This window comes from Aurantimonas coralicida DSM 14790, assembly GCF_000421645.1.
GTDB lineage: Bacteria > Pseudomonadota > Alphaproteobacteria > Rhizobiales > Rhizobiaceae > Aurantimonas > Aurantimonas coralicida.
On record NZ_ATXK01000004.1, the window covers coordinates 31,261 to 45,892 of the forward strand.

Genomic DNA, 14,632 nt, shown 5'->3' on the forward strand with positions numbered 1-14,632 from the left:
AGCGTAGTGCAGCGGCTTTCAAAGCTCGCGAGCAGGCCATTTACCCAATTTTAGCTGTCTTTTCAGCAACCATTAGGCGCGATGACGAAGGAGCGGTAATCATTTTCCATCCAATTTGATGGGAAGTGTTCCATGCGTGTTCATCATACTCTCCTCACCTCGATCGCTTTTCTGGGCCTTGGCCTTCTCCCTGCTGCCGCCGCTGATCTGGTCTATGAAACCCCGACGCCTGCCTATACCCCGGCGACGGACAGTCTCGGCGACGTAGATTGGACGGGCGGCTACGTCGGCGCTTTCGGTGGCGCTGCTACTGGTGACTTTGACTACGAAGCGCGTAGTGGTGGCAATACGAGTGGTATTGGGGTGTCTGGCGGCGGGCTCTTCGGGGGAGCGCAAGCCGGATACGACTATCAGATGGGAAGCGTTGTGGTCGGTGGTGTCGCCGATATTGCTGCTACGGACATCGAAGCCGACGTCGATACACGCTCCGCTACCGGCGCAACAACAGCGTCAGCGTCAGCAGACTCACGCCTGAAATATCTTGGTACGGTTAGGGGGCGCGTTGGTTACGCGGTCGATCGGGCTTTGGTCTACGGTCACGGGGGTTATGCTTACGGCAAGACCGAAGCAGAGGTGTCTTCGACGGTTCGCACCGGCGGAGTTAGTCAGACCGCTACGACGAGAACCGACAGCGATATGAAGCATGGATATGTTCTCGGCGCAGGCGCTGAGTTCAAAGCCACTGACACCATCTCAGTTCTGACGGAGTACGGCTATCACGACCTGGGTCAGGACCGCATCTACAGTGGCGCTGGACAGCAGATTGACGAAGATGTTGAATTCCACGCAGTGAAAGCTGGTGTGAACTACCGCTTCTGAGATTCCGCCCTTCGCCGTGAAATGCGGCGAAGGGTTTCCCGTATTCTCGGGAGAGCAATCACGTGTGCAATCTCTACTCGATCACCAAGGGCCAAGCAGCAATCCGCGAGTTCACTGGCGCTATGCGTGACAGCACCGGCAATCTGCCTTCGCTGCCGGGCGTCTTCCCAGACTATGCCGCGCCAGTGGTTCGAAACGCTGGTGACGGTGAGCGCGAACTCGCGATGATGCGGTGGGGCATGCCTTCGCCGCAGTTCGTCTTGAAGGGTCGCAGCGTCGACGGAGGCGTGACCAATGTCCGCAATGTGAAGTCGCCGCACTGGCGGCGGTGGCTGGGGCCGGCGAACCGATGCCTTGTACCCTTCACCAGCTTCTCGGAGTACGAGACGACGGTAGAAGGTAAGAAGGCGCCTGTCTGGTTCGCAGCCGGCGAGAGCCGCCCGCTGATGGCATTCGCTGGCATCTGGACGAACTGGACCAGCGTGCGGAAGATCAAGGAGGGCGAGGTCAACGCCGACCTCTTCGCCTTCCTGACCTGCGAGCCGAATGGCGTCGTCGCTCCGATTCATCCGAAGGCGATGCCGGTCATTCTGACCGAGCCCAAGGAGATGGATATTTGGATGCGAGCAGAATGGTCGGAGGCGTCAGCGCTGCAACGGCCATTGCCCGACGAGCTGCTGCAGATTGTTGCCCGAGGTGAACGGAAGGATGACGGCGACCGGAGCCGGTAACTCTCCCGGCTGCCATTCAACGGTCGCCTCTGCCTTGCGAGGGGGCTACGCCGCCTTCTTCGCTCTGCGCTTCACTGGAGACTTTCGCTTAGGAGCCCATGGCGGCACGCCAGCGGCTATAGCACCGCAAGCAAGCGCAATTGTCGTGTTGGCACCTTCGTATTTGAAGCGGGTGATTTCTTCGACGGAAACGAACAGCCGTTTCGCTGCTTCGCTGTCCGACAGCCAATTCAGATCGAGCCAATCGATAAAGTCGTAAGCGGTCATCTTCGGTCCCCATCAGAGCCGAATCAATCTCATTCCTAGTGACGAAAAGAGTCAATGAGGGCGTTAATATTTCGTTAGAGTATCTACCGCCCCGGCACCTTTGCCCGGACCCGCATGCTGATGTCTCGATTGCCGCAACCGCCGCAGATGATACGGGGCTTCCACCGGACGAAGACCTGATCGTGCCCCCATCGGCGAATTGCCTCGTCAAGCGTTAGGCGGAGGGTCCGATGGCAATGGTTGCAAGTCCATGTGAGCCCCATGCCGACGTCGGCAAGCTTACCAAGTGTGTTGATGACGGTCGGGTCGGAGGAAGGGGACGTCATCGAGGTTATCGGGCCGTCAGGCCCAAAGCTGCGCACCAGCGATCCCACGACGCCTGCGCAGCGGCCATCGCATCTTCCCGGTTGTCCGCCTTCCCGGCCGTCTTTGATATCCCGAAAGGGTTCACGCCGCGCACCGACCACTGCCAATCTCCATCTGCGCGGGAAATGACAGATGCGATCAGCCTGTCGTTCCGAAGGCCGTGCCAGCAGTCCTCCCTACGATCCTCCCAAGTCAATGGCACGGAGCCCTCGGCTACTGCGTCGTTTAGCGTCGGCACCACCGATTTCCCTCGTTCGGCCACGGTTGGGATAGCCCTTCCGTGATCAGCACCTGCCCGGCGTCGCGGCCATCGGACAGGATTACTCTGGCGAGCTCGCGCCCATAGCGCCCACGCCCGCCGGTCCACTCGATATGATACCCGCCGGCCATCAACTGCCGCAAGCGATCCCGCGCCTGGAGCCCAAGCCGCTTTTCGGCATCACACTCCGGCTGGCTGATCTCGGGTGTGTCAACGTTCAGGGCCCGCCACTTCACGCCGCGCTCCCATCCTGTGTCGCCGTCCACGATGCAGGTCAGTTTGCGCGCCGCTCGGTCGCCCCCGGAGCAAACCGGGATCGTGCCGGCGAGGGCAGGCGAGAGCATCATCGTCAGGATGATCGTGAGTGAGGTCCGCATCAATCCGAGTCCCTGTTCACGATATTCCATGCGCCGTCACCATAGCTGATCTCCCGCAGCATTTCGTCGATGAGCTGTGCGCTGGTGGAGCGCACCACTGCGGGATCCGAAAGATCTGCGATCAGATGGAGTTCGTTGATCGCCATTTCCCGCGTGTCGGCGAAGGGCGAAGCGGGTGGCCAAGGCGTTGAGCGGCTGGGCGGTATCGCCGGACCATGGGCTGTCGGCCACGTATTCCACCATCGTCACTGGCCAGCCCACAGGCGCCGATGATCATGGATGGAAACCGTCATCGACGTGATCATAGCTTAAGGGTGCGGAGTCCGGCGAGCGCGGATGGCGGAAGGCCAGACGCCGACCCGCTGGCTTGTGACCGGAGCCGCCAAGGTAGCAGTAGTTTAAGATCCAGATCAGCAAAATTTTCTGATGGCGGGTGCGGGCCGAAAGCAGAACGGCGGCTTCGGAGCAGCAGCAGGCAAAAAGCTGCCGGTCCCACGTAAGTGAAATGGATCTTCGACCAAAATGAAAACGATACGTGACCGGCAAAATAGCCCGCTCGAGGGAACAGGACGTTTCCACAAGCCGTCCGCCGGCCTCAGTTTTGTTCATCGAATGGAGACGCGTAAAAGATCTATAGCCTTGCACTTAGAGACTATTCCCAGGCGGCGAGCGGGAGCGAATTCAAATTCTTCCGGATCTGACGCCAAGACGGGATTTCTTTATCAAGGAGGGCAGTGAACCGCGCATCATGGGTCGGCGAGATGAAATGGGCTAACTCATGGACGATTACATAATCCGTTGTATTTTCAGGCTTTTTTGCTAGCTCTGAATTCAGCCAGATGATGCGCTTGTCCGGGTTGCAACTACCCCATTTGGTCTTCATCGAACGGATGCCCCACTTCTCGGGGATGACGCCCATCCGAGCGCTCCAGTTTGAAACCCGTGGCCCGGCCAACTGACGAAGCTGCGCCTTGTACCAATTCTCCATCCACCGTTCGCATTGCTGCTGACTGCTGTTTGCAGGAATTTCCAGCAGTAGGCGATCGGCGCCGATGGGAGTGATGCGATGCATCGCCTTCGCGGTTTCGCTCACGGACAGCCTCAGTGAGCGACCGAACAGATAGTGGGTTTCTCCTGATACGTATCGGCGCGGCGGTTGGCGATCTTGGGCAGCAAACTGGGATTGTTTCCGCTTGATCCAAGGCATGCGTGTCAGCACAGCGATTCGTATTGCATCTGGACTTAAGGCGGTGGGTGCCGCGACCCTGACGCGCCCGTCAGGAGGATAGCAGCCGATGTGCAGATTCTTGATCTTCTTGCGGACGATCTCGACATCAACGCCGCCGATTTGAGCGAATTCAGTATTCACTCTGGTTCTTCAGGATCTCAAAGATCCGCTCCACGGCATCGGGATCGGTCAGCAACTGAGCGAGGCAGCGCCGGACCTTTCGTTCTTTCATCGCATTGCCCCGCCAGCCGAACGGTGCGGTATCGCGAACGGCGCGATCCACAGCAATCGCTAGACCCTCATCCTGATTGAGGTTGTCGAAGAGCGCTTTCCGGCCCGGGCTGTCAATCGATTGCGGATAATTCGCTCCGTGGCCGGCTTTGACATCTCTCACCAGCGCAGCGATCCGATCGAGATATGCCGCGTAGTCTAAAGCTTCCTGTCTGCGCTGACGGATCAAGTCTGTCAGAAGCTCAGACATCTTGTCGTAAAAGCGCGGATTGACGGGCGTTTCGTCGATGATCAGCCTGCGAACGTTGTTCTCGATCGCTTCAGCCACGTTTTCCCGGTTTCGCCTCGCAGGTGGGAGATCATCCGTCGCGGCTGCACCTTTGCTTTCGACGAGGTCGATCAAACTGATATCGCTGAGGTCGGAGATGACCTCCGAGTCTTCTGCACGAATGTAGGTGTCGATCAGATGCCGCATTGCGTGCTCGTATAGCTTCATGTCCACAGCATCGCCGCTGTGCAGCCTGACAGCATCCCGTATGCCGATTGCGTGCTCGGCTTCGCGCCGCAATTCTCCTAACTCGAGCTCGTTGAAGGACGAGCCTTCGGGTTCAGCGGCGACATTGGCGTAGGCGCGCGCGTAGTTGCCGGAAATCCGGTAGAGCGCTTGGCGGCGACGGGCTTTTTCTTCGGCGTTCGGGTCGTTTTCCAGCCCCTGGGGACTGGAGAAATATGCGTAGATTTCATCGTCTCCTTTAGGCTGTTCCACGCCGTCTAGCAGACCGAGCCAGACGTCGCGAGCGGTGCGAAGATCTTCGTCGGCCTGTTCGGCGCGATTGGTGATCAGGCCCTCGACGTCCTCCCTGTCAAAGGCGTCGAACGCCTCCGAGGTGTAGTCATCGACGGCGCTTTCGATGTTCCGGAACAGATCTTTGTAGTCGACAATATAGCCGAAGTCCTTGTCTTCCCCGTCGAGCCTGTTCACCCGGCAGATCGCCTGGAAAAGACCATGGTCACGCATCTTCTTGTCGAGATAGATGTAGGTTGCCGTCGGCGCATCAAACCCAGTGAGAAGACGGCTGACCACGATCAGCAGCTTCATACGCCCGGGCTCCTTCTTGAATAGCCGCAGCGCCTCTTCCTCGTAATCCTCTTCTGAGGTGTCACCGAGAAGGTCGGAATAGACCTTGTGGACGTACTGCCTCTCGGTCTGTCCCATTCCTGTTTCCTCCCCGGTCAGTTCCGGGGCCGCCCGTTTATAGGACGTGACGATGGCGCACTTTTCGACCAACACCGAGCCGGAGTTCCTGATGATCTCGAAGAACTTGCACGCCTCCGGGATTGACCCTGCCACCAGCATCGCGTTGCCGGTGCCAGCACTCAGGCGTGGCTTCATCTCCATGTCCATGATGATGTCGCTAGCGATCTGCTCAAGACGGTCGCGGCTGGACAGCACGCGCTGCAACGTGCCCCACCGCTGTTTCAGCGCGGCCTTTGCAATCGGCGTCAGCATCTTTGTATGCGACTCAAACCAGGCGTCGATTTTGCCCGGAGCGTTGATCCGCTGGTCGATGTCGCGCGCCTCGTAACGCAGGTCCAGCACGACACCATCCTCGACCGCCTCGTCGAAGCGGTAGGGCGTGCCGATATAAGGGCCAAAGGTCTCCAGCGATGTGCCCTTGTCGGCCTTCAGCAGCGGTGTGCCGGTGAAGCCGATGAACATCGCCTCAGGCAGCACTTGCCGCATCGCGCGGGCCAGCTTTCCGGATTGCGTGCGATGTGCTTCGTCGATAAACACGTAGAAATTGCCGACTGGCGCTCCGATCTTTGCGCTCTGGATATCCGAAATCAGCTCGGCCATCTCGGTCTCTTCGCGCTTGCCAAACTTGTGGACCAGCGAGCAGACCACGCGATCGGTTGGATCGGCGAGCGCTGCCATCAGGTCGTTGCCCGACCTCGCGCGGCGCACTTTGTCGCCGGTATTGCCGAACACATCTTGGATCTGGCCGTCCAGCTCCTTGCGGTCGGTCACGATCAGGATGCGCGCGTCAGGGAGCGACTCCCTGATCCATCGTGCCAGCATCACCATAATCAGGCTCTTGCCCGATCCCTGGGTCTGCCAGATGATCCCGCCCTCGTGGGCCGTCACGCGTTCCTGCGCAGCCTTCACGCCGAAGTATTGGTTCGGTCGGGCAATCTTCTTGATGCCCGCGTCGAACAGCGTGAAGTCGTGGATCAGTTCTAAGAACCGCGCGGGCGCCATCATCTGCGTCACGTCACGATCCAGGCGGGCGGTGATCTTGCTCTCTTCCTTCCAAGCCAGCCAATAGGGTTGCGGCGTTTGGATCGGGGCGTAGCACAGCCCCTCGCTGTCATTTCCGGCAAAGGTGATCTGCACCGTGGTGAAGAAGTGCCGGATGAATTCGGGCCGCTGGTTGTCGAGCGTCTGGCGGATGCCTTCACCTACGCCCACGGTGGATTTCTTCAGCTCCACCATACCAAGCGCGATGCCGTTGATGTAAAGCACCAGATCTGGGCGCTTGTTCCAGGCCTTTGCGTCCTTGCCCTTGATCGAGACCTCTTCGGCCACACCGAGATTATTGGCGCCCACATCGCCCCATTCGACGAAGCGGACAGTGACCGGCGCCTCGCCCGGTCCGGGGGCGATGGCCACGCCGTAGCGGAGTATGTCGTAAAAGCTCTGGTTGGCCTCATAGAGCTTGGTGCCCTCCATCCGCGCCTCGCGTTCAAGGCGGGTGATGGCCTGGGTGATGACCTCGGGCGTATAGCCTCGCGCCTCTAGCCAAGGGCGGAGCAGGGAGGGCTCGATATTGGCGTTGCCCTCGCGCTTTTGCCAATCGCCGAGGTAGCGCCAGCCGAGGCCGCCAAGCGTGCCGGATTTGTCTCCGCAGAGCAGGTCGATGACCCGGTTCTGAGCGTTGCGTTCCGCCTCGCCGATTTTGCTCATGGGGCACTCCGTTCTGGAAAAGTCACTTGTCGGACAATGTTGTCAGACCAGCCTGATCCGTCCGGTCAATAGGTTTTGCATCATGCCCTCCTTCACCTGCCGCGCCTTTTCGAGGCGGGTATCGAGGGCTTGGATTTCGGCGTTCATGTCGGTCAGGGCGGCGGCAATGGCATGTTGTTCTGCCAAAGATGGGGGGCATAGGAAGCTGAATTCTGTGAACGTCGGGCGTCTCAAGGAGTCCACTGTCGCCTTCACCGTGTTGGTCATCGCGTGTTTGCCGAAGAACTGCCGCAAAATGGTGTGGATGAAGCGCCCAGACACATCTTCGGTAAATCCCGAGATGCAATAGACCCTTTGATGAACGTCGAATTTCCCGTTGATGTAATGGAAGATTTCCCCAATCCGCCCCTCTCCGGGCACGAGTATAGCTTCGCAATCGTAAGACCATGTCCGAATTCGTTCGACATTGTCGGAGCGGACAAAAAATGGGAAATCTCCCATTGAGTCTTTGTCTTGGTTGTTTCGGCTTCCTGTTGCGATCCGCGCGACTTCTCCCAGCTTTCGCTCCAGCCACTCCCCCGAGAACCCTGGAAGGCGGCGCTTGGCGGTCAGGAGGTCCTGCATCGCGCCTTGTTTGATGAGCCGCTTCTTGGCGATCAGCCGCTCCAGCCCTTCGATCAGCGTATCCGCATCCGAAAGCGCCTCAGCGATGACTTCTTGTTCGCGGGCGGCAGGAAACACAACTAACAGCGCTTTAATCTGCTTCACGTTCATGCGCTTGAAGGTTGAACCAACCATGGCGTCGGAAAACTGCCGTCGTGCGAGGCCAGACTGAAGAAATTGCTGAATGAAATCTGTAGAGTAATCCTGTCGCCGTTTGCGAAGCAGACAGACATCTTGACCCATAGCAAACAGAGGGTGTGCTTCCGTAACTTTCGCCACCTCACCAACGGTAGCATTGCGGCTAAAAATCAGGTCCCCCGCTTCAGGCTTACGCCCCCCTTCGATCATCTTTCGATAGTAATCTGCCGTGGTTTGATTGGCTTCAGAAAGATCGACAGTCCTCGATTGTGTCTCGCGAATGCTCGCCAAAGGAAAACCGGACGCTACGAATGGAGCGGTGACGTGCTTGCAGTCCGTCACGGACCACATTTCGCTCAAACTGGCGCAGTCCCAGTCTGTAGGAATAAGCCCCAAACCGGTTTCCTTCAGTCCCTGCGCCCTTTCGCAATGAATATTCATTTCCGGATGCCCATTGCTTCGAGGTGAGCGGCTACCCTAGCCTCTGATGCGGCTATCTGCTCAGCCATCTCCTGCAGCGTGTGACCATACCGCTCCGTCAATATGCGCACCCGGGCGGTTATATGCTCCGTCCGCGCCTCGATCTCTGCCTCGATCAGTTCGGCGATGTCGGTCAGCCACTTGTCATCCACAACCAGTTCGCGGATCTCTTCCTCGGTCAGGTCCTGGTATTTCTTCAGAGTGGCCTCGGTCAGAGCTTCCTCTACCTCCTTCACCACCTTCTTCGCCGCCGTCTCGGCCGCCATTAGGCTGGCCACCTGTTTCAGCAGTTTTGCCTCCTCTGGCTCGGCCTCGCCAGATTTTGTGCGCGTCTTGACCGATGCGCCGGTCAGCTTGCCCGCCTCAGTCATAGCATCGGCGAGCAGCCCGCCCTCGACCCCGTGTTCTTCGACCATCTCCTCGACCTCGCGGCCCAGCTCCTCGGCCTCGGCCTGCGCATCCTCTAGCGCCTGCTGCATCTCGGGGAAGAAGCGGGCGATGATCAGCCGGGGCGGGATGACATCGGCCACAAGACGCACCTTGTTCACGGTCAGGTCGGCCTCTTCCAGCCATCTGACCTTGTTGCCATCAACTTCCTTGCGAGCCTCGCGCAACTCCTTGGCAGCCTCCCATCCGTCATGGGCGATGATAAACACATCGTCCTGCATCACCTCGTCCCAGTAAGACATGAGCCGCTGATAGGCCTCATACTGGTCGATGAGCGGCGCCTCGGCGAAGCGCGCCAGCATGTCTTCGGCGATGGTGTGGATAAGCGCCTTGGGCTTGTCGCCCACTTGGATGCCATTCATCATTGGCGCGTTCTGCTCGGCCCACCCCTCAAGGATGGCATGCACACGGTCGCGGAAGGCGCCGAACTCGGGGTGGTTTCGGATGGTGGCGCGAACCTCTTCCGGCTCAACCAACGGGTCCGAATAGCCCGCTCGCCGGTTCGGCCCGAAGAGCGTGGCACGGATGCCCGGCATGACGTCCCAGAAGTCGGCCAGCAGGTCGATATCACGGTTCGGAACGCCGCCTTTCAGATGCGCCTCGATATCCTGAAGATCCTCGGGATCGGAGCCATCGATGTAGCGCGGGATGTTCAGGTTGAAGTCGTTGCGCGTGATCTCGGCATAGGGCACGAGACGAGAGTAGCCCTTGATCTCGACTTGGCGGCTGTAGGCGTCGGTGATCTTGTGAATGTCGCGCTCGCGCAGGCGGTTCTTCGGGCCGTCCTTGGTGAAGCCACGGGAGGCGTCGATCATGAAGACCGGGCGCTCCGCACAGGCGCTGACCTTGTCGAGCACGATGATCGAGGCGGGAATGCCGGTGCCGTAGAAGAGGTTCGCGGGCAGACCGATGATCGCCTTGATGTAGCCGCGCCTGAGGATCTTCTCGCGCAGCTCGGCCTCCTTGTTGCCCCGGAAGAGCACGCCATGGGGCAAGATCACCGCGCCGGAGCCGGTGGGCTTCATGGAGCCGAGGATGTGAAGCAGAAATGCGAAGTCGCCGTTCTTCTCCGGAGGCGTGCCGAGGTCGAAACGACCGAAGCGGGTGTCGCTGGTGAGGCCGGAGCCCCAGGCTTTGTCCGAAAAGGGAGGATTAGCGACGACGAAGTCGAAAGTCTGAAGTTCGGTCTCGGAGGCTTTGAACTGGGGTTCGCCGATGACGTCGCCCGGGGCGATCTCGGCATCCTCCCGTCCGTGCATGATCATGTTCATCTTCGCGAGACCGCGCGTGGTGATGTCCTTTTCCTGGCCGTAGAGGGTCAGGCTGACATCCGCGGCATCGGCGGCTTTGAGGAGCAGTGAGCCAGAACCGCAGGTGGGATCGTATGCCGTCTGCCTGGGGCTGGTGGCACGATTGACACCCGCAACGGCTGCGACGATGCGTGAGACCTCGGCTGGGGTGTAAAATTGCCCCTTGCTCTTGCCGGATTCTGTGGCGAAGTTACGCATCAGATATTCGTAGGCGTCGCCAAGGATGTCGTCGCCATCCGCCCGGTTCCGGCTGAAGTTCAACTCTTCCCTGCTGAAAATGTTGATCAGAGAGGTAAGCGTGGCGACCATTTTGGCGCCGCGACCGAATCTCTCCGTATCGTTGAAATAGGCACGGTCGATGACGTTCTTCAGATCGTTGGCTGCAGCGATGCCGGCGATGGCCGTATCGATCCCTTCGCCGATGTCCTTGGTGCCGCGCAGCTTGCGAATGTCATCGAAGGAGCAACCGGTTGGTACTTCAATCAGGGCGTCCTGCTGTCCCGCTCGGTCGGAGACGTATTTTACGAATAGCAGAGTGAGGATGTAGTCCTTATAGAGCGAGGCATCCATGCCGCCGCGAAGCTGGTCGCAGCTATCCCACAACGAACGGTAAATATCGCTTTTCTTGATCGCCACTCTGCGCTCCAACGACGTGGGCGACTCATATGCCCGGGTGTTCGGATCTTATGACGACAGAAACGGGTATGGCGCTTGGTTGCAAGGAAAGCAGTCTCGCGTCAGCACTCCTGTTGCCCAAGCTTGGAAGGTGATGGTTGGGATGGTGTCGCGGGACGTGGCTAAGCTGGCGCTGGTCGTGCGCGCTTTGGCTGGGCCCAGAACGTAAGCGCGCAATTGCTAGCGAGCTCTATAAGGCGCCGTTGCTCAACGGTGCGACGGTCCGAGCTAGAACGCCTGCTTTCGCTTTCATAAAGGAATGGCAGCTTCCGATACAATCAACAACGGCGGGAGACGACGACAATGGGCGCTATTCACCCGTATAGGGAGTTCGGCCACGCATCCCTAGCGTGTCGACTGGCAGCTCATTTGCCGCGTGGTTGGGAAAAATTTGCTGATCTGTCACCTTGCCGGGCGAGCAGGATTGGAAGCTTCCGCCTTGAGATTGCCCGCATATTTCATCGCCTACAACTCTAGCCAATCTGTTCAACAAACCTGAACCTCTGCCTCCTATAGCGTCGCCTCGAAGTCAGCAGCCCATCGTTCGCGACAGCATGCTGGCTTCTTCCAAGGGTGATCAACGTGGCAGAAAGTCAGAAGCAGCAGACCAAGTCGAAGAAGATCAGGACCTCCGAACAGGCCAAGCCCGCCAACGAGGCGGAGGATTTCGACTTCACCGGCGTGCCGGCTGAGGTCAAGACGGAACTTCTCGAGATCGAGGAGGAGTGCGTGTCGGCGGCACGCAACAACCTAGAAGAGGTGTTCCGCCTCGGCCAGCGCTTCGCCAAGGCGAAGGAGAGCCTGCCCAAAAGGTACGAGGAGTGGGTCCGCAAGCGCTGCCTCAACTTCACGACCCGCACCGCCAGTAACTACCTCGCAGTGCACGAGCGCTTCCACAGCCAGAAAGACAAGGTGATCCGGCTCGGCCTGAAGTCCTCGGCCCTCTACGAGATGGCGAACGCGCCCGAGGCGGCGGTTGCCGAGATCTTCGACCTCATCGAGTCCGGCGAGACGCTCCTCGGTGCCGACGTGACCCGGGTGCTGAAAAAGTACAAGGATCCGGCCAAGCAGCGCGGACGCGCTGAAAAGGGCGGACCGGCGGGACTGAAGGCGTTCGTTGCCGAGTGCAACGTGACCGCGCAAAAGCGCTGGGTCCAGATCGCTGAGGAACTGCTCGCCTTCCTGAACGAGGTTTACCCCGACGACAGCGAACGCCTGCTGGTCAAGAAGCCCGATCTGTTGGCGGGCCTCGTGGCACGCGCGAAGTGGCTGAGCATGGAACTCTCGCGGATGTCCGGCTGCGGTTTCTACGACGCTGCCGATCAGAAGCTCGGCTATGCCTTGATGGAGATCCGGAAGTGGCCCAGTCCGACATGGAAGCGTTTCGGTCAGACGCTGTTCAACTCCGGGCGTGGCGAGGGCGTGACGCTGGAGCCGTTGAAGCAGGAGATTCGTGACGAACTCATGCCCGGACTACGGTGGGCTCTCGGCCGGGAAGCTGAGGGCGACACCTTCTTCATCACGGAGGATCTGAACACATCGGCGGAGGCGGTCCCCGATAAAGCCGCCGATGAAGCACTCACCGCGGTGGCGGTCGACGAGGTCGCTACCGTTGATGTCGAAGAGGTTACCAGCGAAGAAGCCGACGTTGATCGGGCTTCCGCCGATACGCCCGCTGCCGCACCGAACGTTTCTGACCCTTCGGTCGTGAGCTTGGAGAAGCCGCGGAAAGCCGACGGGCCGATGGCTTCCGAGAGGGCGGCGAGCGCGGCGAACGATGCCAAGCCGCGGAGCGCCGAAGCGTCGTAGACTACGAGATAAACAAGGGGCGGCCATCGGCCGCCCCTTGTTTGCTTCTGCTGCTGCCTCGATCCTGAATCGCCTGTCTGATAAACACCGTTTGAAGAAGTAATGGGCGCGATCGGGTCAGATGCAAACGGTGTTTGCGGGAATGCGCTACCGGATCGGTGGAAATCGACCTTGGGGGAAGAGATCCGAGGATCGTGAGTGCTGGCGGACCACGCGGGCTCAGTCAGCGGTGCGGGTGGTATCCAGCCGGACGAAGACGGACAGCTTGGACTTCAGGACCTCAGGTGATCAGGCAGACCAGCGAGCCTTGATCTCGGCCGAATGGTGTGTGGGCCGCGTTGCGATCATGGATCCGGTGCCAGCTTCGCGGCGACCGACGGCCCGAGGGAGATACCTGGACATTCAGTCGGCGTCCTCTTCGTGACGGTCCCGCCCAAGATGCGGCTTTCTCTGAAACGCCCAGCCATTCTTGTAGCGCTTGACCAGGTCGTCGAACCGCAACTCCGTTCCCTCGCGATCGAAGCCGAGCTCCACGAGCCTGCGCACTACCTCCCATCTGATCTTCCTCAGCCCTTCGTGATCATTCTTCTCGAGGCAAAGGGTAATGAACCAATGGAAAGCGACGGCGGCGACATCGTCCCGGGAGGGGATCCGTGCCTCCGCCAGTGTCGCACGGTACTCGCGCTGATACGCCGCCTGGCGTTCGTTGCGGGACGCCCGTTTCGCGCTGTGGGTCTCGTCATCCGTCCGGGCGCTCTTTTGCCTGGTCGACCTGGAGGGCTTCTGGCTGTCGGCGTTCATCATCGTCTCGGCTACGTTGGTCAGGACCGCGTGGCGACCGTCACGAGGTGTGCGAGGCCGACGCAGCCACGATGTAGCCCGCGAGTTCTGAAGGCTTCGTCGGTAACCGCGTCGGCCTTCGCCTCAAATGCCAAACGGCGTTTGCACGACTGAATCGGGAATCTCGACGATCGCAACGCTGATCTGCGGCTTTGAATCGCGGGTGTGGAGGTTCGCAACGTCTGGCCGGAGCATTGAATCAGGAAAGCGCAACTTTACTTGCGTCATTCCAAATCATCCCGACGTGCGGGCGCTTTGAATTGAAGCGCAGTGGGCTGGCGAGGCCGAAAGCTCCGACGCATGTCGTCCTGAGCCGGGACGCTGAATCGCCCGTGCAGAGCTTTGCAACGGGCAATCACAGGTTCGCAACGGCGATCCGGAGCATTGAAACGGAAAAGCGCAACTTGACCTGATTTGGGATGCGTTGCCGGGAAGGCATGGCACGTCACCAGCACGTCGATCGGGCTCAAGGTCAGGCGGTGGCAGCGGCGGCAGCCGTCGGCTTCGCCGCCTGTCTCCGGTGCCGAACATGCATCGGCATGCCCCCAGGAGCCTCAGCCTTCACTGGCCGGAGGTCCTAGCCGATAGAAACGGCTGAGCGTTCGTGCATACCCGTGGTGGGGCGCAAAAAGGTGGAGCTGCGAGGTGACGGTCCTGGTACCGCTGCGCAGCTTGGGGTGGCCATAGACCTCGCCCGTCAGGCAGGGCTGCATGCGCCCGCCGAGCGCCCAATGCTCAAGAACCGGCGCGTCGGCGAGATCCCGCGGCGTCGGGTGCGATCCTTCGCTGATCCGGGCAATGTCCCGATGGAGTTCGGTCAGGAGAAGCAGTTCCTGATCCATATGAAGCGCGGTGCCGTTCGGCATGATGATGATGCTCATGGTGGTGTCCTTCGTTCAGGCGAGCGGGTGTCTCGCCTCGTGGCAGAGGCGGGTTCGGTTTGGTGGTGGAGTGCGATCGGCGCGTC

At 59.8% G+C, this 14,632-nt stretch carries 13 protein-coding genes; 3 read left to right on the forward strand and 10 right to left on the reverse strand.

Going from position 1 to position 14,632, the window contains the following annotated elements; translation table 11 throughout:
• Positions 1 to 132 precede the first annotated feature (132 nt).
• Complete coding sequence (locus H536_RS23725) at positions 133 to 879, forward strand: outer membrane protein (protein WP_081651894.1); 747 nt, start codon at positions 133 to 135, stop codon at positions 877 to 879.
• 62 nt (positions 880 to 941) lie between these two features.
• A complete protein-coding gene (locus tag H536_RS0110700) occupies positions 942 to 1,610 on the forward strand; it encodes an SOS response-associated peptidase (RefSeq protein WP_024350473.1) in 669 nt (222 codons plus the stop codon).
• 45 nt (positions 1,611 to 1,655) lie between these two features.
• Here H536_RS0110700 and H536_RS24355 read toward each other — a convergent pair whose 3' ends face one another.
• From H536_RS24355 to H536_RS0110730, 8 genes are all read right to left on the reverse strand, one after another.
• Positions 1,656 to 1,877: a hypothetical protein gene (locus tag H536_RS24355; protein WP_155898459.1), complete on the reverse strand. Its 222-nt coding sequence runs from the start codon at positions 1,875 to 1,877 to the stop codon at positions 1,656 to 1,658.
• Between the two features lie 591 nt (positions 1,878 to 2,468).
• A complete protein-coding gene (locus H536_RS0110705; protein ID WP_202814810.1) occupies positions 2,469 to 2,909 on the reverse strand; it encodes a thermonuclease family protein in 441 nt (146 codons plus the stop codon).
• Complete coding sequence (locus tag H536_RS24360; protein WP_155898460.1) at positions 2,879 to 3,025, reverse strand: hypothetical protein; 147 nt, start codon at positions 3,023 to 3,025, stop codon at positions 2,879 to 2,881. Before H536_RS24360 ends, H536_RS0110705 begins: the two co-directional genes overlap by 31 nt.
• Positions 3,026 to 3,152: 127 nt before the next feature.
• Complete coding sequence (locus H536_RS24365; protein ID WP_155898461.1) at positions 3,153 to 3,488, reverse strand: hypothetical protein; 336 nt, start codon at positions 3,486 to 3,488, stop codon at positions 3,153 to 3,155.
• Between the two features lie 43 nt (positions 3,489 to 3,531).
• Positions 3,532 to 4,248, reverse strand: a complete 717-nt coding sequence (locus tag H536_RS23730; protein WP_081651895.1) for a M48 family metallopeptidase — start codon at positions 4,246 to 4,248, stop codon at positions 3,532 to 3,534.
• On the reverse strand, positions 4,238 to 7,303 hold the full coding sequence (locus H536_RS0110720; protein WP_024350475.1) for a type I restriction endonuclease subunit R: 3,066 nt from the start codon (positions 7,301 to 7,303) through the stop codon (positions 4,238 to 4,240). The genes H536_RS23730 and H536_RS0110720 overlap by 11 nt, the downstream gene beginning before the upstream one ends.
• Positions 7,304 to 7,345: 42 nt before the next feature.
• Positions 7,346 to 8,545 (reverse strand): restriction endonuclease subunit S, encoded by a 1,200-nt coding sequence (locus H536_RS0110725; RefSeq protein WP_081651896.1) that lies wholly within the window; start codon positions 8,543 to 8,545, stop codon positions 7,346 to 7,348.
• Positions 8,542 to 10,977, reverse strand: coding sequence for a type I restriction-modification system subunit M (locus H536_RS0110730; RefSeq protein WP_024350477.1), 2,436 nt, complete (start codon positions 10,975 to 10,977; stop codon positions 8,542 to 8,544). Before H536_RS0110730 ends, H536_RS0110725 begins: the two co-directional genes overlap by 4 nt.
• 621 nt (positions 10,978 to 11,598) lie before the next feature.
• Here H536_RS0110730 and H536_RS0110735 point away from each other — a divergent pair.
• On the forward strand, positions 11,599 to 12,825 hold the full coding sequence (locus H536_RS0110735) for a hypothetical protein (protein WP_155898462.1): 1,227 nt from the start codon (positions 11,599 to 11,601) through the stop codon (positions 12,823 to 12,825).
• A gap of 402 nt (positions 12,826 to 13,227) precedes the next feature.
• On the opposite strand, the gene H536_RS0110740 is transcribed toward H536_RS0110735, so the two are convergent.
• Positions 13,228 to 13,629, reverse strand: coding sequence for a hypothetical protein (locus H536_RS0110740; protein ID WP_162142660.1), 402 nt, complete (start codon positions 13,627 to 13,629; stop codon positions 13,228 to 13,230).
• 590 nt (positions 13,630 to 14,219) lie between these two features.
• A complete protein-coding gene (locus H536_RS0110745; protein ID WP_024350480.1) occupies positions 14,220 to 14,546 on the reverse strand; it encodes a DUF6634 family protein in 327 nt (108 codons plus the stop codon).
• Positions 14,547 to 14,632 lie beyond the last annotated feature (86 nt).